At 71.8% G+C, this 18,850-nt stretch carries 19 protein-coding genes; 10 read left to right on the top strand and 9 right to left on the bottom strand.

The genetic code is table 11. The features are described from left to right. The first annotated feature begins 74 nt into the window (after nucleotides 1-74). Nucleotides 75-935, top strand: a complete 861-nt coding sequence (locus tag ABD292_RS04945) for a helix-turn-helix transcriptional regulator (RefSeq protein ID WP_344205543.1) — start codon at nucleotides 75-77, stop codon at nucleotides 933-935. A gap of 85 nt (nucleotides 936-1,020) precedes the next feature. Here ABD292_RS04945 and ABD292_RS04940 read toward each other — a convergent pair whose 3' ends face one another. Together ABD292_RS04940 and ABD292_RS04935 are read right to left on the bottom strand one after the other, a co-directional pair. Continuing rightward, nucleotides 1,021-1,668, bottom strand: a complete 648-nt coding sequence (locus tag ABD292_RS04940) for a response regulator (protein ID WP_344205541.1) — start codon at nucleotides 1,666-1,668, stop codon at nucleotides 1,021-1,023. A gap of 3 nt (nucleotides 1,669-1,671) precedes the next feature. Beyond that, on the bottom strand, nucleotides 1,672-2,799 hold the full coding sequence (locus tag ABD292_RS04935; protein WP_344205539.1) for a sensor histidine kinase: 1,128 nt from the start codon (nucleotides 2,797-2,799) through the stop codon (nucleotides 1,672-1,674). Nucleotides 2,800-2,929: 130 nt separating this feature from the next. Here ABD292_RS04935 and ABD292_RS04930 point away from each other — a divergent pair, with 130 nt between their 5' ends. From ABD292_RS04930 to ABD292_RS04920, 3 genes are all read left to right on the top strand, one after another. Then, nucleotides 2,930-3,643 (top strand): ABC transporter ATP-binding protein, encoded by a 714-nt coding sequence (locus ABD292_RS04930; RefSeq protein WP_344205537.1) that lies wholly within the window; start codon nucleotides 2,930-2,932, stop codon nucleotides 3,641-3,643. Beyond that, nucleotides 3,640-4,368: an ABC transporter permease gene (locus ABD292_RS04925; RefSeq protein WP_344205536.1), complete on the top strand. Its 729-nt coding sequence runs from the start codon at nucleotides 3,640-3,642 to the stop codon at nucleotides 4,366-4,368. Before ABD292_RS04930 ends, ABD292_RS04925 begins: the two co-directional genes overlap by 4 nt. Nucleotides 4,369-4,539: 171 nt before the next feature. After that, the gene (locus ABD292_RS04920; RefSeq protein ID WP_344205534.1) at nucleotides 4,540-4,722 is read left to right on the top strand and encodes a hypothetical protein; all 183 of its coding nucleotides are present in this window, start codon (nucleotides 4,540-4,542) and stop codon (nucleotides 4,720-4,722) included. Nucleotides 4,723-5,382: 660 nt separating this feature from the next. Here the strand turns inward: ABD292_RS04920 and ABD292_RS04915 are convergent. Both ABD292_RS04915 and ABD292_RS04910 read right to left on the bottom strand, forming a co-directional pair. After that, a complete protein-coding gene (locus tag ABD292_RS04915) occupies nucleotides 5,383-6,762 on the bottom strand; it encodes an alpha/beta fold hydrolase (protein ID WP_344205532.1) in 1,380 nt (459 codons plus the stop codon). 266 nt (nucleotides 6,763-7,028) lie between these two features. Continuing rightward, nucleotides 7,029-7,475, bottom strand: a complete 447-nt coding sequence (locus ABD292_RS04910) for an ester cyclase (RefSeq protein WP_344205530.1) — start codon at nucleotides 7,473-7,475, stop codon at nucleotides 7,029-7,031. A 552-nt stretch (nucleotides 7,476-8,027) separates the two neighbouring features. Here ABD292_RS04910 and ABD292_RS04905 point away from each other — a divergent pair. After that, on the top strand, nucleotides 8,028-8,531 hold the full coding sequence (locus tag ABD292_RS04905) for a hypothetical protein (protein ID WP_344205529.1): 504 nt from the start codon (nucleotides 8,028-8,030) through the stop codon (nucleotides 8,529-8,531). Nucleotides 8,532-8,583: 52 nt separating this feature from the next. On the opposite strand, the gene ABD292_RS04900 is transcribed toward ABD292_RS04905, so the two are convergent. The 3 genes from ABD292_RS04900 to ABD292_RS04890 form a co-directional block, all read right to left on the bottom strand. Then, nucleotides 8,584-9,798 (bottom strand): FAD-dependent oxidoreductase, encoded by a 1,215-nt coding sequence (locus ABD292_RS04900; protein WP_344205527.1) that lies wholly within the window; start codon nucleotides 9,796-9,798, stop codon nucleotides 8,584-8,586. 3 nt (nucleotides 9,799-9,801) lie between these two features. Continuing rightward, complete coding sequence (locus ABD292_RS04895; protein ID WP_344205526.1) at nucleotides 9,802-10,368, bottom strand: TetR/AcrR family transcriptional regulator; 567 nt, start codon at nucleotides 10,366-10,368, stop codon at nucleotides 9,802-9,804. A 98-nt stretch (nucleotides 10,369-10,466) separates the two neighbouring features. Further along, nucleotides 10,467-11,267 (bottom strand): SDR family NAD(P)-dependent oxidoreductase, encoded by an 801-nt coding sequence (locus ABD292_RS04890; RefSeq protein WP_344205525.1) that lies wholly within the window; start codon nucleotides 11,265-11,267, stop codon nucleotides 10,467-10,469. Between the two features lie 109 nt (nucleotides 11,268-11,376). On the opposite strand from ABD292_RS04890, the gene ABD292_RS04885 reads away from it, so the two are divergent. From ABD292_RS04885 to ABD292_RS04875, 3 genes are all read left to right on the top strand, one after another. Further along, entirely contained in the window at nucleotides 11,377-11,709 is a 333-nt protein-coding gene (locus tag ABD292_RS04885) for a YnfA family protein (protein WP_344205523.1), read from the top strand. 241 nt (nucleotides 11,710-11,950) lie between these two features. Next, on the top strand, nucleotides 11,951-13,240 hold the full coding sequence (locus ABD292_RS04880; RefSeq protein ID WP_344205522.1) for an MFS transporter: 1,290 nt from the start codon (nucleotides 11,951-11,953) through the stop codon (nucleotides 13,238-13,240). Further along, nucleotides 13,237-14,964, top strand: a complete 1,728-nt coding sequence (locus tag ABD292_RS04875) for a glycoside hydrolase family 2 protein (protein ID WP_344205520.1) — start codon at nucleotides 13,237-13,239, stop codon at nucleotides 14,962-14,964. The genes ABD292_RS04880 and ABD292_RS04875 overlap by 4 nt, the downstream gene beginning before the upstream one ends. Here ABD292_RS04875 and ABD292_RS04870 read toward each other — a convergent pair. Beyond that, nucleotides 14,942-15,610: a hypothetical protein gene (locus tag ABD292_RS04870; RefSeq protein WP_344205518.1), complete on the bottom strand. Its 669-nt coding sequence runs from the start codon at nucleotides 15,608-15,610 to the stop codon at nucleotides 14,942-14,944. The genes ABD292_RS04875 and ABD292_RS04870 overlap by 23 nt on opposite strands. A gap of 142 nt (nucleotides 15,611-15,752) precedes the next feature. Between ABD292_RS04870 and ABD292_RS04865 the strand changes: the two genes are divergently transcribed. Both ABD292_RS04865 and ABD292_RS04860 read left to right on the top strand, forming a co-directional pair. After that, the gene (locus ABD292_RS04865; protein ID WP_344205516.1) at nucleotides 15,753-17,849 is read left to right on the top strand and encodes a GAF domain-containing sensor histidine kinase; all 2,097 of its coding nucleotides are present in this window, start codon (nucleotides 15,753-15,755) and stop codon (nucleotides 17,847-17,849) included. After that, entirely contained in the window at nucleotides 17,846-18,487 is a 642-nt protein-coding gene (locus ABD292_RS04860; RefSeq protein WP_344205515.1) for a response regulator, read from the top strand. The genes ABD292_RS04865 and ABD292_RS04860 overlap by 4 nt, the downstream gene beginning before the upstream one ends. 42 nt (nucleotides 18,488-18,529) lie before the next feature. On the opposite strand, the gene ABD292_RS04855 is transcribed toward ABD292_RS04860, so the two are convergent. Then, nucleotides 18,530-18,667 (bottom strand): hypothetical protein, encoded by a 138-nt coding sequence (locus tag ABD292_RS04855; RefSeq protein WP_344205514.1) that lies wholly within the window; start codon nucleotides 18,665-18,667, stop codon nucleotides 18,530-18,532. Between the last annotated feature and the right edge of the window lie 183 nt (nucleotides 18,668-18,850).

Below are 18,850 nucleotides of genomic sequence, written 5' to 3'. Positions count from 1 at the left end.
TGAGGCAATGGACGGCTCAGCATGGGAGCGCCCCTCCCTGGCTCGGCCCGGCGGCGGCGGGGCAGGATGGCGTCATGCAACGTGAGCAGCTCGCCGACTTCCTGCGCCGCCGCCGGGAGGCGATCCGCCCGACCGAGGTCGGCCTCGCGGACGGCCCCCGCCGCCGCGCCGCCGGCCTGCGCCGGGAGGAGGTGGCGATGCTGGCCGGCATGTCGGTGGACTACGTCGTACGCCTGGAGCAGGGCCGCAGCAGCCAGCCGTCGGTCCAGTTGCTCGGCGCGCTGGCGCGGGCGCTGCGGCTGTCGGACGACGAACGCGACCACCTGTTCCACCTGGCCGGACACCGGCCCCCGCCCGCCGACGGCCTCGCCGGTCTGGCCCGCGCCGGGCTGATCCGCATGCTCGACCTGCTGGGCGACACCCCGGCCGTGGTGCTGTCCGACCTCGGCGAGTTCCTCGCGCAGAACCGGATGGCCGTCCTGCTGATGGGCGACCACACCGGCCTCACCGGGGACCGCCGCTACCTCGTCTACCGCTGGTTCACCGAGGCGGCCGTACGCGCCGTCCACCCGCCCGAGGAGCAGGAGCATCACGCCCGCCAGCTCGTGGCGGACCTGCGTGCGGTCGCCGGCCGCCGCTCCGGCGACCCCGTGGTCACCGGGCTCGTCGAACGCCTCCTGGCCGCGAGCGCCGACTTTCGCCGGCTCTGGGCCGAACACGAGGTGGCGGTCCGGCGTACCGACCGCAAGAGCATGGTGCATCAGCGGGTGGGCCTGCTGGTGATGGACTGCACCACCCTGGTCACCCCCGACCAGGGGCAGCAACTGCTGGTGTTCACGGCGGCGGACGACGAGGCTCGCGAACGGCTTGAGCTGCTGCGCGTGCTCGGCACCGAGGACTTCCCCACCGGCGAGGTCAGGGACGGGCGACCGTGACCTGATCAACGCACGGCGGGCGTGATCTTCTTCTCGATCTGGTCTCCGGTCGTCCGGGAGGGACCGGCCGGGCGCCCCACCGGGATCACACGAACCCGGCATCTCGCACCTTCATGGCGACCTGCACCCGGTTGTCGGTGCCGAGCTTGGCGAAGATGCGGGTGACGTTGGCCTTGACCGTGGCGGTGCTCATGTAGAGGCGCTCCGCGATCTCGGTGTTGGAGCGGCCCCGGGCCACCTCGATGGCGACCTCCCGCTCCCGCTCGGTCAGTCTGGCCAGCTCCTGCCGCGCCTCCTCGCGGCCCCGCTCGTGACCGCCGGTGGCGGCGGCGATCACCTGATGGGTGACGCTCGGCGACAGCACCGGCTCACCCGCGGCCACGGCGCGGACCGCCTCGATCATCCGGGCCGGCGGGGTGTCCTTGAGCAGGAACCCGGCGGCCCCGAGGCGCAGCGCCCGCAGCACCATGTCGTCGGCGTCGAAGGCGGTCAGCACGAGGATGCGCGGCGGCTCGGGCCAGGACAGCAGCGCCTCGGTGGTGACCAGGCCGTCCTGGCCGGGCATGCGGATGTCCATCAGCACGACTGCGGGCCGCAGATCGCGGATCATGCCCAGCGCCTCCCGGCCGTCGCCCGCCTCTCCGACGATCTCCACGCCGGATCCGCCGCCCAGGATGAGGCGCAGGCCCGTACGCACCATCGGGTCGTCGTCCACGATCACCACCCGGATCACAGGTCAAGCCTCCCACGGCAACCGAATATCAAGGACAAATCGCCCATTCTGCTGAGCGTGCGTGATCGTGCCGCCCGCCAGGCGTACCCGTTCGCCCAGGCCGACCAGACCCAGCCTGCCGCCGGGCCCGCCCGAGGCCCCGTAGGGCACGGGGTTGCTCACGCGGATGCGTAACCCGTCGCCCGGACGCCCGTCGAGCTCGACCGTAACGCTGCTGCCCGGCGCGTGTTTGCGGGCGTTGGTCAGCGCCTCCTGGACGGCCCGGTAGGCGTTGCGGCCGGTCTGCGTCGGAAGCAGGTCGCGCTGCTCGACCGTGTCGGTCACGGCGACCTTCTGCCCGGCGTCCCGCACTTCGTGGAAGAGCTCCTCCAGATCGGCCAGGGTCGGCTGCGGGGCGGCGGTGATGCCGTCGGAGCGGAGGGTGCCGAGCACGGTGCGGAGCTCGTTGAGCGACTGGTGGGCGTTGTGCTGGATGGCGTGCGCGGTCTGCCGCATCTCCTCCTGGCCGAGGTCGGTGCGAAAGGCCAGGCCTCCGGCGAGCATCGCCAGCAGCGACATGCGATGGGCCAGGGCGTCGTGCATCTCCTGGGCGATCTTCGCTCGTTCGGTCAGTTTGGCCTGCTCGATGCGCTGCCGCTCCGCCCGCTCGGCGGCGAGGTCGGCGTCGCGCAGGGAACGGAGATAGAGGCCGAAGACCGTCAGCCCGGCGAGGATCGCCGTCCCGGTGGCGAGGCTGATGACGCCTTGCTGGGTGATGCCGTTCGAGACGGCGTACAGGCCCATGCTGGCCCACAGCAGCACCCCGATCGGGATGATCTGCCGCCAGCGGCGGTGCGTGCACAGCGACACGTACGCCACCTGAGCGGGGCCGGTCGCCATGCTGGACAGCGCGGTGAGCAGCGCGGTCACGGCGGCGATCTGCCACGGCCACCGGCGCCTCCACCGCATGAGGACCAGCCCCACGAGGCTCAGGCCCGCGTCGACCAGGGCGCGCGACAGCCGCTCCGGATGGTGCACGACGACCCAGACCCAGACCGTGCCGTAGAAGAGGATCGGCGCCAGCGCGGCGAGGTGACGCAGCGCGACGCCCCATCCGTCGAGGGGCGGCTGATAGTCAGGGCGGTCGTGCACGCGTCCAAGCCTAGGAATTCTTCGGCCCTGCTCTAGCTACCTGGGTCGATCGCCTTACCACCCTGGGTCTATACGACGATCGACCTGGAGCCGATGAGCGGACCGCCCCGCTCGCGATGAACTTGAGCCCGTGATCGAGTTCAACAGTGTCAGCAAGACCTACCAGGACGTGCGGGCGCTCGACGACGTGTCCTTCACGGTCGGGCCCGGCAGCGTCACCGGGTTCGTGGGCCCCAACGGCGCGGGCAAGTCCACCGCGCTGCGCATCCTGGTGGGGCTCGCCCGCGCCACCTCGGGGTCGGCCACCGTGCTTGGGCGTCCCTACCCCCAGCTGGAGCGTCCTGCCTGTCAGGTGGGCACGCTGCTCGACGCCGGCGCGTTCCATCCGGGCCGCACCGGGCGCGAGACACTGACCCTCGGCGCCATCGCCTTAGGGCTGCCCAGGTCGCGGGTCGCCGAGATGCTCTCGCTGGTCGGCCTGTCGGCCAAGGAGGCGCGGCGGGCTGTCGGCTCCTATTCCCTCGGCATGCGGCAGCGGCTCGGCCTCGCGCACGCGCTGCTCGGCAGGCCGCGCGCGCTCATACTCGACGAGCCGGCCAACGGCCTCGACCCCCAGGGCATCCGGTGGTTGCGCGAGCTGCTGCGCGACCTGGCCGACGCCGGCTGCGCCGTGCTGCTCAGCTCCCACCTGCTGCACGAGGTGGAACAGGTCGCCGACCACATCGTGGTGATCGGCGGCGGCAGGGTGCTCGTCCAGGGCACCGTGGCCGAGCTCAACCAGGGCCGCAGCCTGGAGCAGACCTTCCTCGAACTGACCTCATGCGCCGACCGGAGCCAGAAGTGACGATCCCCTTTCACCGCTTGCTGGCCGTCGAGCTCCGCAAGCTCTTCGACACCCGCAGCGCCAAGATCCTGACCGCGTGCCTGCTCTGCCTCACCGTCGCGGCGATCGTCGGCCGGGGCCTCTACAGCGGCCCCGGCCTGCAGCGGCTGGTCTGGACGGCCGGCATCGGCTACGCCACTCTCCTGCCGGTGCTCGGCGTCCTCGCGGTGACGGGCGAGTGGAGCCATCGCACGGCGCTGACCACGTTCGTGCTGGAACCCCGGCGATGGCGGGTGATGGCCGCCAAAGCGATCCCGCCGGCGCTCACGGCTGTCGTGGCAAGCCTGTTCGCGCTGCTCGTCGCGGTTCCCGCGACCGCGCTGACAAGCGCCGCGCAGCACACTCCCGCCCACTGGGACCTCACCTTCGCCACGATGGCGGGCTGGACGGCGACGAACGTGCTCTTCGTCATGATGGGCACGGCCTTAGGCGCGCTCCTGCTCAACGCACCGGCCGCCATCGTCGTCTGCCTGGCCGGCACCGCCGTATGGAGCGCCGTCGCCCTCCTCGGCGCCACAGGCCGGACGCTCGCCGAATGGCTCGATCTCAACAGGACCACCGCTCCCCTCGCGGCCGGCGACTGGGCCGGCGTCGACTTCCTGCGGCTCGCCGCTTCGACCGCCCTGTGGATCGTGTTCCCGCTGGTGGCCGGAGTCGTCCGTGCCTGTCGCAAGGAGGTGAGGTAGCCCGGTCTCCGATCGTGCCCGCCGTTCGGTACTCACGGCGGACGCCCGGCAGGCCGATGGCGTCCCGCCATCGCAGGGACCGCCCGCCAGATCGACGTACACGAGGCCGTCGCTCATGGGAGCCGGCATCTCAGCCTCAGCCGACGCCCCGGAGAACTGTAGGATCCCGGGATGAGTGACGATGAGTGGAATCACATCATTCGTTCGGCGAAGCAGGGCGAGTCCGGCCCTTGGACGTGCCCTGAGTGCGACGAGTACACCGTCGAGTCGGGTCAGCGGTTCGAGCAGGGCCACGTGGTGGAGCACACACTGATGTGCTTCGCCTGCCAGGCAGAGGTCGTTGCACCTGCCTGAACCCGACCGCACAAGGGTACGGCGTCCCTGCCACGGGCATCGAAAGGCGAGGTGCCGCGGCTTCAGAGCTGCGGCGGCCCGGCGCAGCGCCGGGGCGACACAGGGACACCCGACGCCACACCTGGCACCGGCCGCCGGATTCCGCAGACCGGTCTACACGGCCAAGGGCCGTCGCCGTCACCGTCGCCCCCCGCGCGGAACGGCGCCTCACCGGCCCGTTTCACTATTCCGGCGTACTTGGTCTGCCCTCCTCCGCCACCGCATCCTGCTTGACTAATCACGTTCCGTCACCACCGGAAGTGGGCCAGAGCCGGAACGTACAGTCCCCAGGGAGTGTCGTTCTCGACCGGCATCGAGCACAGGCCGCATCGCTCGTCCGCCTACCGTGCCCGCGTGCGCTGGATCGGTCCCGCCGGCAAGAAACGCAAGTCGAGGTCGGAGGCGTTCGATACGAGCGGACAAGCGGAGAACTGGCCGGGCGCCTCAGCCTGCCTCAAGCGCTACCGGCACCCCTCGTCCGCCGGCCGGCCTGGAGAGGGCTGTCAGGGCGGCGATCCGGATGGAGCAACAGAAGGGTGGCGTGCAGTTCCCTGTTCCTCAACCGCGATGTACCGCACTGGTAGCGCGCACCCCGACGCGCCGCGTCGCAAACGTTGCCGATCAGCACGAGGTGCTCTCGGCGGGCAGGGTGCGGTCGGTGAAGTAGCGGTCGATGTGGTCACGGGCGCACGCGTTGAACCCGTACAGCGTGTGCCCCGGCTCGTCGTCGTGAATGGTGGCGCTGCCGGGCACCTGCTTCAGGACGCGGGCCACCGTGTCGGACTCGCGCCAGGCGCCCGCGCCGAGCATCGGGGGAAGGCCCTTGGGCAGCGGGGCGGGCGGGTTGGTGACGGTCACCGGCCAGCCGATGCACGCCAGGGTGCCGGTCAACAGTGTGTTGGCCGCGCCCGCGTTCGGGGCGACCTTGCGGACGCGGGCGAGTGCCTTGTCGAGGTCGGCCCGGTTGGCAGCGCGTGGCCAGTCGGTGCACTCGGTGACGCCGGTCGTCTGGTCGGGGTAGCGGGCGCCGCGGTCCGGCACGAAGCCGGAGGCGTCGCCGCGTACGGCCTTCCCGATGGCCGCGGCCAGTTTGGGGTAGTTGTCCTTTCCGCGCATGGCGAGCCCGAGAGCCAGTGCCTGCAGATCACCGCTGGTGTAGGCGATGCCGACGGACTTGACGGGGATCGGGGAGCGCTCGGCCTTGGCGATCAGGCCACGCCACTGGGCGGGCGTTCCCGGGCACTTGCCCTCTCCGACACACCAGTCGAAGAAGCGGGCGAAGACCTTCTCGTTGAGCTTGGCCGTTTCGATCATCTCGGCGGTCCAGTCGTCGCCGACGTGGCTGATCGTGCCGTCGATCACCATCGTGCGCACCTTGCCGGGAAACAGCCGAGCGTAGTCCTGGGCGTAGATGCCCGCGTATGAGGCGCCGTAGAAATTGAGCTGGGACTCGCCGAGCGCCTTTCTGATGGCCTCCATGTCCCTGGCGTGGTCGGCCGAGCTCATGTTCGCGAACAGCTCGGGGTCCTTGTTGCGGCAGGTTTCGGCGTGCCCGCGGTTGGTGTCGGACAGGCGGCCGAAGTCGGCGTCGTCCGCGGGGAACTCGGGCAAGGGGACGCGGGTCCAGACGCAGGGCAGACCGGTGCTGAGGCCGCCGAACTGTTCGCCGTAACCGCGGGTGTCCCAGGTGACGATGTCCATCCGTTTGCGCAGGTTGGCCCACCAGTGTGCGTATTCCTGCGTCATGGCGATGCCGGGGGCGCCGGGACCCCCGTACGCGATCAGGACCGAGCCCTCGGAGACGCCGGTGGCCTTCAGCCGGCCCAGCTTGAGGGTGATCTTGCGGCCCTCGGGTTTCTGCCAGTCGACAGGGACCTGGAGATCGGCGCAGGCCATGCCGACCTTGTCGCCGGGGCAGGCGGCCCAGTCGAAGGCGGGGGTCTGCTGGGTCTGGAAGCCGGAGCCGAGGAGCGTCAGGGCGAGAACGAGTGGCGTGAACATGGCCACGACGATCTCGCAGAGCAGGGCTGGGCTGCATCGGAGCTGGGTCTGATCTTGCGAGAGGGGAAATCAGACCGTGGCATGTCGTACCGCAGTCTGACAGAGAGGGGCCGGCGCGCCGTCCCGACCCACGCACACCGTGTGGTCCCCGGGCGGTCCTCAGCGAGTCGATCGGCCTACCTGGGTGGTCGCGCCGCCTCATCCCTGCCAACCTCTGACCACATCAACAAACCAAGATCAGCCGTTGAGTTGACACTCCCGGGTGGTCATTGCACATCGATCTGGTCCAGCTCCACCAGTCCGAAGCCGAGCTGACTGTAGAGCTCGAGCTGGTCGAAGTACTCACGATGGGAGTCGATCTTGTCGTTGGAGATGTGGGCGGCGCAGCTCGCTCTGATGGTGATGCGGCGGCCCGTACCCGCTATCTCACGCCCGCCCGGCATCAGGAGCGGGCCGGTGTGGGTGCCGGTGTAGGTCCATTCGGTGCAGACCGGGTTGTCGCAGTCGCCCAGCTCGAACCACGCCGCCATGTGAAAGTCCGGGAACGCTCTGAAGTTCTGCTGGTAGACCCAGCCGATCTCGTCGTGTCCCTGCGCGACGCCCGCCGGTGAGACGAAGACGGCGTCCTCGCTGTAGCAGGCGAGCACGCTGGACACGTCGTGGGCGTTGATGGCCTTGTTCAGCCGGTGTCTGAGATCCCATTGGGTCGACATGGGCACCTCCAAGCGAGTCGGTTCGTTCCGGCGAGCATCGTGGGCGGGCGGGGAGTACGGCGAAGTCTGGGGTCGGGCGGCTGGTGGTTGGCGCGTTGGCTGCTTCGCCGTGCGATGGTCGTTTCGGTGGGGAGCCCGTTGAACCAGGTGTTTCGCGACGGGCCTGGTGGCGGTGCGTACGCCACCGTGGCCGTTGATGGGGAGGGGTGGGCAGCCGTACTGCTGGCCGGGATCGCGGTGACGGGACACGGCGCTCGTTCCTCCGCGGCTCGAGTGTGGGAGCCGGCTGATGCAGACGTGCCGAATGTGCTCATGGCCTCGTGCGGCGCGGACAGCGCCCGCGCCAACTCGTGTCCTTGCCGACGCTTTCATCCCTCCTTTCAGTGTCCGCGCCATGGCACGCACAACGGTGCCAAGCAGCCGTCAAAATCGGCCTCGACAGAGGGGTTTGATGGAAGCACGGGGTAAACGCCCGGTTCGATCGCCGCGCGTCGAGATCGTGCCGGGGTGGCGGGTCGGATATCGAGTGGCTGGCCGGCTCGATCAAGCCCGATGCTGGAGGGCGTGTTCAACATTCCGCCGCGGACCGCCACCGACGCCTACCTCGCCAGAATGGGCGGGCGGAGGCGTCTCGACATCGTCTTCGACATCGATCTCGGGGAACTGGTGGAAGGTCACCACGTGGTCGCCCGCGGGCTGGAGCTGGCGGACGCCGGTGCCGCGTTGCACTACGAGTTCGTTCCCGGAATACGGCAACACGAGGAGGACACCAAAGGGCGGTTCTTCTGGTTCTGGATGATGTTCGCCGAAGATGACCTTGGCACCTCTTACGACGACCACAACAGCGGGGCCTTCGATCCGGACGGCGAGGCGGCCGCGCACGGGACTCGCAACCTGGGCGGACCGGTCCCCCGTTCGGCCCGTCGGCTTCGGCTGAGCTTCACGCCGCCCGAGATGTGGACGCCGCTGGGACCCTGGTGCAGGGAGTTGGACATCGCGCTGCCCGGCGGCCAGGTCACGGAGTCGTGGACCGGCCCGCGTCAGGACGCCGGATGACACTGGATGACGCTGGATGACACCGGTCCCGGTGAGAGCGATCCGGGCGGCGTCACGCCGTGCGGCGCTGTCTGCGGGCGGTGAGCTGGTCCGTTCTGCTGGTGATCAGGTCGTGGCCGCCGGGCGTGAGTGAGTTGAGGAACAGGCGGTTGACGCCGGGCAGGGCGGCGACGCGCAGGAGCCAGTCGCGGGCGGCGATTCGGCGGCGGCTGGAGGGCGCCATCCACTCGATGAAGCGGCGGCCGAACGCCTGCACCTCGGCGATCGTCGGCCGCATGCGCTCCTCGTACCGGGTCAGCGCCGTGGGCAGGTCGCCGGCGGTCCGGGGCACGGCCGTGGGCAGGTCGCCGGCGGCCAGTTCGTCGGCAAGGACCCAGGCGGCGGCGACCGCCATCGACGCGCCGTGCCCGGCGAACAGCGAGACCGCCTGGCAGGAGTCACCCAGCAGCACGACCCTGCCGCGGCTCCAGGAGCCGATCTGCACCTGGGTGACCTGGTCGTAGTACAGGTCGGCGGGCAGCCGGGGCAGCGTCTCCGGCAGGATCCAGCCCAGGTCGCCGTAGCGCCGGCGCAGCGCCGCCGCGGGGTCGGCCGGCAGGGCCGGGTCGGGCTCGCGGTGCAGGAACAGCAGCGCGAGCCGGTCCTCGGCCAGCGCGTACGCGCCCGCCATCAGCCCGGGCACGGTCAGCATCCGGTAGCGCAGCCCGACCTGTGCGCTCAGCTCCGCATCGGTGAGGACGCAGGCGGCGACGTGATGGCCGAGGTGGCGCAGGTAGCGTTCCTCGGGGCCGAAGACCAGCTCGCGGACGCGGGAGTGCACGCCGTCGGCCCCGACGAGCAGGTCCACGGTGCGGTGGGTGCCGTCGGTGAGGGTGATCTCGACCTGGTGGGCGTCCTGCCGGATCGTCTCGATCGTGACGCCGTAACGGACCGGTGCGACGACGTCCTCGGCGAGGGTCCTGGCGAGGTCGCCGCGCGGCAGGCTGACCACGCGGGAGAAACCGGGCGGCAGGACGAACCGGCTGGTGCGCCGACCGCCGCGGTCGAGGTAGTCGAGCTCGCGCACCGGGTGGCGCAGCTCGCGCAGGCGGGTGGCCAGGCCCATGCGCTCGGTCACCTCGTAGCCCGCGCCGTAGAAGTCGATCATGTAGCCGCCGGTCCGTAAGGCCGGCGCTCGCTCGACGAGCTCGACGTCCCAGCCGTCGCGTTCCAGGTGCCAGGCGAGCGCCAGGCCCGCGATGCCGGCTCCGCAGATGAGGGCCTTCATGGGTCACTCCTTTCGCAGCAGCCGCCGTACCGGCCCTGCCAGCGCGGCGACGTCCAGTCCCGGGTCGAGGCGGTGGTGCAGGATCAGCCCGTCGATCGCGGCGGCGAGCAGGGCGGCGACCGCGTCGGGGTCCTCGACGCCGTGCCCGGCCAGCCAGCGGGCCAGGGTGCGGCGGAAGCCGAGGACGAGCTCGGCGAGCCGGTCGCGCAGCTCGGGGACGCGGGTCGAGGCCAGGTACGTCTCTGCCACCAGCAGCGAGGCCGGATCATCGCCTGCGTAGACCGCGACGGCGCCCATCAGCCAGTCGAGACCGGCCTCGGGGTCGGGCCGGCGGGACAGCTCCTCGCCGATCTGGCCGATCAGCTCATGGACGAAACCGAGCGCGGCCGCCGTCAGCAGCTCGGTGACGGAGCCGAAGTGGTAGTGGACGACGCCGGGCGCGACGCCGGCCCGTTCGGCGACCAGGCGGGTGGTGACGCCGTTCCAGCCGGCCTCGCCGATGAGCGCCACGGCCGCGCGCAGCAGGCGTTCCCTGGTGGCGCGGCCGCGTTCGAGCGACGTCTCCGGCATGACGGACCCTTCTTGTACGACCGCCTTGGGCGTTTGCCCAAATTCACGATAGTTGCATGCTGCAAAGATCGCCAGAGGGGACGTACAAGAAGATCCGCTCAGTGGTCGCCGGAGCCCGGTTCCGCCATCCGGCGGTGCGCCGCGGCCTTGGCCTTCTCGGGCATGACCTTGGCCGCGCCGGCCATCGCCTTGTTCTTGAACGACCCGGCGACGACCGACGCCTCGCCCTTCATCAGCGCCTCGAACCCCTGCTCGGCGACCTGCGTGGGATCGTCCTTCTTGCCGGAGCCGACCCGGGTGTCCTCCATGCCCGCCCGTTCGAAGAACTCGGTGTCGGTCGGGCCCGGCATCAACGCCGTCACCGTCACGCCGGTGTCCTTGAGCTCGTTGCGCAGCGCCTCGGAGAAGGACAGCAGGAACGCCTTCGAGGCCGCGTACGTGGCCTCGAACGGCCCCGGCTGGGTGGCGGCGACGGACGACGTGAACAGCACCCGCCCCTCCCCCCGGGGCACCATGTCACGCAGGCAGAGCTTGGCCAGGTGCACCGCGGAACGCACGTTGAGGTCCACGACCTCCAGGTCCCCGGCCAGGTCCGTCTCGGCGAACGGGCCGCCGGCGCCGATCCCCGCGTTGATCGCCACCGCGCCCAGAGGACGGCCGACATCCGCGACCCGCTCGTAGAGGCGCTCGACGCCGTCGTGGGTGGCGAGGTCGGCCTGGACGGCCTCGACGGACGCGCCGAGCTCGCGCAGCTCGCGGGCCGCGTCGGCGATGCCCGGGTCCTCGGCGTTGACGATCAGGTCGAAGCCGTGCCCGGCGAACTGCTTGGCCAGCTCGTACCCGATGCCGCTGGACGCGCCCGTGACCAGGGCGAGCGGCCGGGCTTGTTCTTCCCTCATGATGGCGGTTCCTCTCGTCGGTCTCCGCCTGACCGGCTGCCCACGCCGGCCCCACCCAACCGTCCCGTTCCAGGTCAGAGCGGACGCCGCGATGCGGTTCACTACAGGCATGACGATCGTCCGCTCCCTCGCCCTGTTCGCCCTGGCCGCGCTCGCCGAGATCGGCGGCGCGTGGCTCGTCTGGCAGGGGGTGCGCGAGCAGCGTGGCCTGCTGTGGATCGGCGCCGGCTTCGTCGCGCTCGGCCTGTACGGACTGGTCGCCACGTTGCAGCCGGACGCGAACTTCGGCCGCATCCTGGCCGCGTACGGCGGGGTGTTCGTCGCCGGGTCGCTGGCCTGGGGCATGGTCGTGGACGGGTTCCGCCCCGACCGGTGGGACATCGCCGGAGCGGTGGTCTGCCTGGTCGGCGTCCTGGTCATCATGTACGCGCCCCGTGGCTGAAGCCGGTCTGTGCCGCGGACAACCCGATGAGGGCGTCTTTGTCCGTGTTCCGCGATCGCTCGACGCGACGTCATGGTTCCGGTCCGACCACTACCGGAAAGGCACGAGTGACATGCGTGAAGGCGCATCCATGCGCGGCGGGGACGTGAAGGTGTCCTGCGAGCTCTGACACCGATCGGGTGGCCGCCCTCGCCTTGGGGCGGCTACCCGACGACGATCCGGCGCCCGTACGCTGTCGCCCGTGATCACACCAGTCACCGCCCGGCTGGGCCCCCGCCGCTGGACGGCCATGATCGTGCTCGGTTTCGTCGGCCAGCTCGCCTGGACCGTCGAGAACATGTATCTCAACGTCTTCCTCTACGACACGATCACCGACGACCCCACCGCCATCGCCACGATGGTCGCCGCCAGCGCGTTCACCGCCACGGTCGCGACGCTGCTGGTGGGCGCGCTGTCCGACCGGACGGGCCGGCGGCGGGCCTTCATCGCCGCCGGCTACGTCCTGTGGGGCCTCGCCACGGCGGCGTTCGGGCTGGTCACCGTGGACACCGTGGGAAGCCTCGCACCGGCCGCGAACGCCGTGCTCATCGCCATGATCGCGGTCATCGTGCTCGACTGCGTGATGTCGTTCCTGGGCTCCGGCGCGAACGACGCCGCCTTCCAGGCGTGGGTGACCGACGTGACGTGGCCGGCCGTCCGCGGCCGGGTGGAGTCGGTGCTCGCGATCATGCCGCTGGTGTCGATGCTGGCCGTCTTCGGCGCGCTCGACCCGCTCACCCGGGCCGGGCGGTGGCGGGAGTTCTTCCTGCTGATCGGGGCGGTCATCGCCGTGGTCGGGGTGGTGGCGTGGTTCCTCGTACGGGACCGCCCGGCCCTGCCCCGGGCGCGCGGCGGCGCGCTGGACGCGATCTTCCACGGCCTGCGCCCCAGCGCCATGCGCGCCAACCCGGGCCTCTACCTGCTGCTGGCGGCGTGGGCCATCTGGGGCGTCTCCACGCAGATCTTCCTGCCCTACCTGATCATCTACGTGCAGCGTTACCTCCAGATCGAGGCGTACGCGGTCGTCCTCGGCGTGGTCCTGACCGGCGCGTCGGCGGTCACCGTCGGCTGCGGCCGGCTGATCGACCGCGTCGGCAAGCGGCGCTTCCTGCTGCCCGCCCTCGGGATCTACGCCATCGGGCTGCTGGCCATGTGGCCGGCGCGCGGCCTGGTCCCGGTCATCGCGGCCGGTCTGGTGATGATGTCCGGGTTCATGCTGGTCGCCGCGACGATCGGCGCGCTGGTCCGCGATCACACGCCGCCCGAGCACGCGGGGCACGTGCAGGGGCTGCGGATGGTGTTCGCGATCCTGATCCCGATGCTGATCGGGCCGTACGTGGGGGCGCTGGTCATCCGGGGCGCGGACGCCTACTACGAGGACCTGGGCGTGCTCAGGCAGGTGCCCACGCCCGCGATCTTCCTGGCGGCCGCCGCGGTGCTGCTGCTGATCGCCGTTCCCGTCCTGGCACTGCGCAAGAGAGAGGCCGCATGAGCATGCTCACCCGCTGGGGCAGGGAGCTCGATCCCGACGCCGTCCTGACCGAGTATCCGCGGCCGCAGCTCGTCCGCGACAGCTATCTCAACCTCAACGGCCGGTGGGACTACGCGATCACCGAGGACGACGCGGAGCCCGCGGCCTACGACGGACAGATCGTGGTGCCGTTCTCGCCCGAGGCCGAGCTGTCCGGCGTCGGCCGGCAGCTCATACCCGGCCAGACCCTCTGGTACCGCCGCACCCTCACGCTCCCCGCCGGGTTCGGCACGGGCGGCCGGGTGCTGCTGCACTTCGGCGCGGTGGACCAGACCTGCCGGGTGCTGCTCAACGGCGTCGAGGTGGGCGCGCACACCGGCGGCTACCTCCCGTTCAGCTGCGACGTCACCGCCGCCCTGCGCGACGGCGCGAACGTGCTCACCGTCGCCGTACGTGACGACACCGACACCGTCCCGCACGCCCGTGGCAAGCAGAAGCTGGAGCGGGGCGGCATCTGGTACACCCCGCAGTCCGGCATCTGGCAGACCGTGTGGGCCGAGCGGGTGCCCGGCGTGCACGTGGAGCGGCTCACCCTCACCCCGCACCTGGCCGAGTCCTGCGTCGAGGTGACCGTGCACGCCGCCGAGGGCGAGGCGGACGTCGAGATCCTGGCCGCCGGGTCCGTCGTCGCCCGCGCCACCGTCCCCGCCGGGCGGCCGGTGCGCGTACCGATCCCGGACGTCCGGCCGTGGAGCCCCGAGGACCCCTTCCTGTACGACGTCACCGTGGAGCTGGGCGCCGACCGGGTGCGCGGTTACGTGGGCATGCGCTCGTTCGGCGTGGGGACGGACGCCGACGGGGTGCCGCGCCTGATGCTCAACGGCCGCCCCTACTTCCACGCCGGGGTGCTCGACCAGGGCTACTGGTCCGACGGCATGTACACGCCGCCGTCCGACGAGGCCATGATCCACGACATCGTCACCATGAAGCGGCTCGGCTTCACCATGCTGCGCAAGCACATCAAGATCGAGCCGCTGCGCTGGTACTACCACTGCGACCGGCTCGGCATGCTCGTCTGGCAGGACATGGTCAACGCCGGCGGCCGCTACCACCCGCTGGTCGTCACCGCTCCGGCGTTCGTCCCGTTCCACCTGCCCGACCGCTGGTTCGGCCGGCCGCACCGGGACCGGTTCATGGCCGAGCTGCGCGAGACGGTCGAGCACCTGCGCAACGTGGTGAGCATCGCCGTGTGGGTGCCGTTCAACGAGGGGTGGGGCCAGTTCGACGCGGCCCGCGTCGCCCGGGAGCTGGCCGCGCTCGACCCGACCAGGACCGTCGACCACGCCAGCGGCTGGCACGACCAGGGCGCCGGCGACCTGCGGAGCCTGCACGTCTACTTCCGACGGTTCCGCGCGCCGCGCCGCCGCCGGGACCGGCGGGCGCTCGTGCTGTCGGAGTACGGCGGGTACGGCCTGCGGGTCGACGGCCACACCTTCAACGACCGCAACTTCGGCTACCGCCGCTACGACACCCCCGAACGGCTCGGCGCCGCGTTCGCCCGGCTGCACGCCGAGCAGATCGTCCCGGCGATCCGTCATGGCCTGAGCGCCACCGTCTACACCCAGCTCTCCGACGTCGAGGACGAGCTGAACGGCCTGCTCACCTACGACCGGGAGGTGCTCAAGCTGCCGGAGGACCTGGTCCGCGCGGTCAACAGACGGCTCACGCTCGGCCAGGCCCCGTGACGGTCACGCCGCGCCACTCGGCGTCCGGCATGCGCAGCACCCTGAGCGCGATCCAGCCGTACGCGGCCAGGTGCAGCAGGGAGCCGGTGGACTGCACGACCGGGGCCTGCGTCATGGTCACGAACGGCACGATCGTGCCCGCCACCGCGGCGACCGGCACCCACCAGGGAGCCACCTTGACCGCGGCCAGGGTCACCAGCAGCGTGATCAGGCCGACGTGCAGCAGGAATCCGGGCAGCAGCATCCCGTACACGAAGCCCCACAGCTCGTTCGCCCGCCGCGTGACGGCCTCGGCCTGGTCGGCGGGCAGGGACTGGGCGAGGGCGAGGTCGTAGAAGTCGGTGGTGAACAGCGTCAGGCCGTGACCGGCGCCGACGAGGCCGAGCGCCGCCCCGATCCCGCTCGCGCGGGGGGCGCGCTCGCGCAGGAGGTGGGCCAGCCCCAGCACTGCCGGGATGAGGCTGAGCGCCGCCCAGACGTAGAGCAGGGCGCTGACCTGGACGGTCGTCGCGTGCGTACGGAAGACCTCGGGGTCGTGCTCGGCGCCGGGCGGCGAGGTGAGGAAGGCGAGGAACTGGAAGACCGGCCAGGCGAGCAGGGCGACGCCGGCGACCGTCCGGCGGAACGCGTCAGGATTTTTCAGCACCCGTCCAGAGAAGCGAGGCCCCGTCCCGCGCCGCGCGGGCGCTCGTCCCCGCTCCCCCGGGAGGAACGCCCGGACCTCCCGGGACACTGTCCCGGCCGGACCGGGACCAGGTGCGGATACGGTGTGGCCCGAGGAGGGGCGGATGGCGGTGAAAGCGCGGGGCGTACGGGCGGGCGCGCGGGCATGGCGCGCCCTGACCGCGCTGCCCCTGACCGCCCTGCCCCTGGCCGCGCTGCCCCTGGCCGCGCTGACCCTGACCCTGGCTGCCGTGGCCTGCGTCCTCGCCTTCGCCGACGGCACCGCCCCGCTCTCCGTCGTCCACCTGCTGTTCGTGACGGGATGCGCGGTGGCGGGCGGGCTGATCGGCGCGCACCGGCCCGGCCACCGGGTGGGGCGGCTGCTCGCGCTGAGCGCGTTCTGCTTCGCGCTGATGGAGGCGTGCGGCCATTACGCGATCCTCGGCTCGCGCACGGGGTTGCCGTTCGCGGCGGCGCTGGCCTGGCCGCAGACCTGGCTGTGGATCCCGGCCAACCTGGCGGCCACCCTGATCCCGCTCTACTTTCCCACCGGCCGGCTCTCGTCCCCGCGCCTGCGGGCGCCGGTCGCCGTGGCGGCGTCCGTGGCCGCGCTGGCCGCCGTCGCGAACGCGTTCCGTCCGGGGAGCAACCAGCAGGTCGGCTTGGGGCCGGGGGTGCCCAACCCGCTCGGCGTCCCCGCGCTGGCGGGCGCGGCCCAGGTGACGGAGGCGGTGCTGACCCTGCTGCTGCCGGCGGTGTTCCTGCTGGGCGCCGCCGACCTCGCCGTACGGGCCCGGCGCAGCGCGGGCGCGGAACGCCGGCAGATCGCCTGGCTCGTGTACGTCGTCGGCCTGGAGACCGTGGTGATCGGCGCCAGGCTCGCGGCCGGACTCACCGACGACCACCCCGGCTCGCCGTGGCCGTCGGACAGCGTGCTCTGGGAAGTGGTCGGCATCGGGGGCGCCACGCTCATCCCGGTCGCCATCTGCGTGGCCGTCCTGCGCCACCGGCTGCTCGACATCGACCTGGTGATCAACCGCACGCTGGTGTACGTGCTCCTGTCGGGCTGCGTGACCGGCGGCTACATCCTCGTGGTCGGCTACCTCGGCGCGCTCTTCCCTTCCGGCGACCTGCCGGTGTCCGTGCTTGCGGCCGGGCTGGTGGCGCTCGCCTTCGCGCCGCTGCGGCAGCGGCTTCAGTCCTGGGTCAACCTGCTGACGTACGGCGAGCGCGACGACCCGTACGCCGCACTCACCCGGCTCGGCCGCCGGCTGGAGAGCGCCGCGGACCCCGACGCCGTGCTGCCCGGCATCGCGCGGTCGGTCGCCGAGGCGCTCCGCCTCCCGTACGTGGCGGTCGAGACCGCTCACGGCGCCCGCCACGAGCACAGCCTCGGGGGCGGCCCGTCCGCCGAGCCGCTGCGGCTGCCGCTGACGCACAACGGCGAGCGGGTCGGCGGCCTGGTGCTCGCGCCGCGGCCGGGCGACAGCGGGTTCGGCCCCCGCGACCTGCGCGTCCTCGCCGACCTGGCCCGGCAGGTCGCGGTGGCCGTGCACGCCGTACGACTCTCCGCCGACCTGCGCCGCTCCCGCGAACGCCTGGTCATGGCGAGGGAGGAGGAGCGCCGCCGGCTGCGCCGCGACCTGCACGACGGCCTCGGCCCTACCCTGGCCGCGCTGACCATGCGCGCCGAGGCGGCGCACGACCTGGTCGCGGACGAGGGCGCGCGGAAACTGCTCGCCGAGATCGTGGACGACGCCGAGACCGCGCTGGCCGACGTCCGGACGCTGGTCGACGGGCTGCGCCCGCCCGCGCTCGACTCCCTCGGCCTGATCGGGGCGCTGCGCGCGCACGCGGCCAGGCAGCCGTCCGGGCTGCGGGTGGACGTGCGCGCGCCGGACGACCTGCCCGCGCTGCCCGCCGCCACCGAGGCGGCCGCGTACCGGATCGCGACCGAGGCCCTGGCCAACACCCGCCGGCACGCCGCCGCGGCGCGGGCGTGGCTGCGGGTCGAGCTCGCGGGCGGGACGCTGAGCCTGGAGATCTCCGACGACGGCCGCGGCCTCCCCCGGGACGCCCCCGGCGAGGGCGGGGTCGGGCTGGCGTCGATGCGCGAGCGGGCCACCGAGCTGGGCGGTTCGTGCACGATCGACGAACGCCCCGGCGGCGGGACCCGGGTCCGGGTCGAGCTGCCCGCGAACGGGGAAGGGGACGGGGGATGATCAGGATTCTGGTGGCCGACGACCATGCGGGTTTCCGTGCGGGGCTGCGCACTCTGCTGGCGACGGCCGAGGGGATCGACGTCGCCGATGAGGCGGCCAGCGGGGAGCAGGCGCTCGCGCTGGCCGGCCGGATCCAGCCGGACGTGGTCCTCATGGACCTGGACATGCCCGGCATGGGCGGCATCGCGGCGACCGAGCGGCTGACCCGCGACCATCCGCACATCAGGGTGCTCGTGCTCAGCATGTCGGACGACGATGACTCGGTGTTCGCCGCCGTCCGGGCCGGGGCCCGCGGCTACGTGGTCAAGGGGGCGCGCAAGGCCGAGCTCGTCCGGTCGGTGCAGACGGTGGCCGAGGGCGGCGCCGTCTTCGGGCCCGCGCTCGCCTCCCGCCTGGCCGCCTACTTCTCCCCGCCGTCAGGGGGACGCGCCGAGACGGCCGCGCCCCTGCCCGCGTTGACCCCCAGGGAGCGGGAGATCCTCGCCCTGATCGCCGGCCACCTGACCAACCCGCAGATCGCCGCCCGGCTCGGGCTGAGCCAGAAGACCGTACGCAACCACGTCTCGGCCGTCCTCGCCAAGCTCCAGGTCGCCGACCGCGCCCAGGCGATCCTCCGCGCCCGCGAGGCGGGCCTCTGACCCGCGCCCGACAGGAAGCAGCCCGTCCGGGAGGGCCGGAGATCAGCGTCGCAGGAGGAGTTTCAGCAGGCGAAGGGCCCGCGAACGGCGGCCGGCATCGGCCGAGAACAGATAGGTCGACGCGAGCGCGATCAGCAGCAGAGTGCCGAGCGCGGCGAACGCGGTCAGGTGCAGCATCATCGCGATCTCGTTTCCGTGAGTGCGCGGGGGACCCCATGTGGGTGCCGGTGGTGTGTGACCAGGATGTGCCCCGCGTGAGTCCCGCTGACGATGTGTTCCGAACTCTGACGCGACTTGACGAAGCCGTACGGCGTCGTACACGTGGATGACCACGCGGGTGCGCTCGACGATTCCTGACGCTTC

This window comes from Nonomuraea bangladeshensis, from assembly GCF_039529455.1.
Taxonomy (GTDB): Bacteria; Actinomycetota; Actinomycetes; order Streptosporangiales; family Streptosporangiaceae; genus Nonomuraea; species Nonomuraea bangladeshensis.
The sequence above is the reverse complement of the archived record's forward strand: the minus strand, read 5'-3'. Positions and strand labels throughout refer to the sequence as shown.

Excerpts from the sequence above, each read along its gene's own strand:
- ABD292_RS04945 (WP_344205543.1), top strand. The coding sequence starts at position 75 with ATGCAACGTGAGCAGCTCGCCGACTTCCTGCGCCGCCGCCGGGAGGCG.
- ABD292_RS04920 (WP_344205534.1), top strand. The coding sequence starts at position 4,540 with ATGAGTGACGATGAGTGGAATCACATCATTCGTTCGGCGAAGCAGGGC.
- ABD292_RS04915 (WP_344205532.1), bottom strand. The coding sequence starts at position 6,762 with ATGTTCACGCCACTCGTTCTCGCCCTGACGCTCCTCGGCTCCGGCTTC.
- ABD292_RS04910 (WP_344205530.1), bottom strand. The coding sequence starts at position 7,475 with ATGTCGACCCAATGGGATCTCAGACACCGGCTGAACAAGGCCATCAAC.
- ABD292_RS04905 (WP_344205529.1), top strand. The coding sequence starts at position 8,028 with ATGCTGGAGGGCGTGTTCAACATTCCGCCGCGGACCGCCACCGACGCC.
- ABD292_RS04900 (WP_344205527.1), bottom strand. The coding sequence starts at position 9,798 with ATGAAGGCCCTCATCTGCGGAGCCGGCATCGCGGGCCTGGCGCTCGCC.
- ABD292_RS04895 (WP_344205526.1), bottom strand. The coding sequence starts at position 10,368 with ATGCCGGAGACGTCGCTCGAACGCGGCCGCGCCACCAGGGAACGCCTG.
- ABD292_RS04890 (WP_344205525.1), bottom strand. The coding sequence starts at position 11,267 with ATGAGGGAAGAACAAGCCCGGCCGCTCGCCCTGGTCACGGGCGCGTCC.
- ABD292_RS04885 (WP_344205523.1), top strand. The coding sequence starts at position 11,377 with ATGACGATCGTCCGCTCCCTCGCCCTGTTCGCCCTGGCCGCGCTCGCC.
- ABD292_RS04875 (WP_344205520.1), top strand. The coding sequence starts at position 13,237 with ATGAGCATGCTCACCCGCTGGGGCAGGGAGCTCGATCCCGACGCCGTC.
- ABD292_RS04865 (WP_344205516.1), top strand. The coding sequence starts at position 15,753 with ATGGCGGTGAAAGCGCGGGGCGTACGGGCGGGCGCGCGGGCATGGCGC.
- ABD292_RS04860 (WP_344205515.1), top strand. The coding sequence starts at position 17,846 with ATGATCAGGATTCTGGTGGCCGACGACCATGCGGGTTTCCGTGCGGGG.
- ABD292_RS04855 (WP_344205514.1), bottom strand. The coding sequence starts at position 18,667 with ATGATGCTGCACCTGACCGCGTTCGCCGCGCTCGGCACTCTGCTGCTG.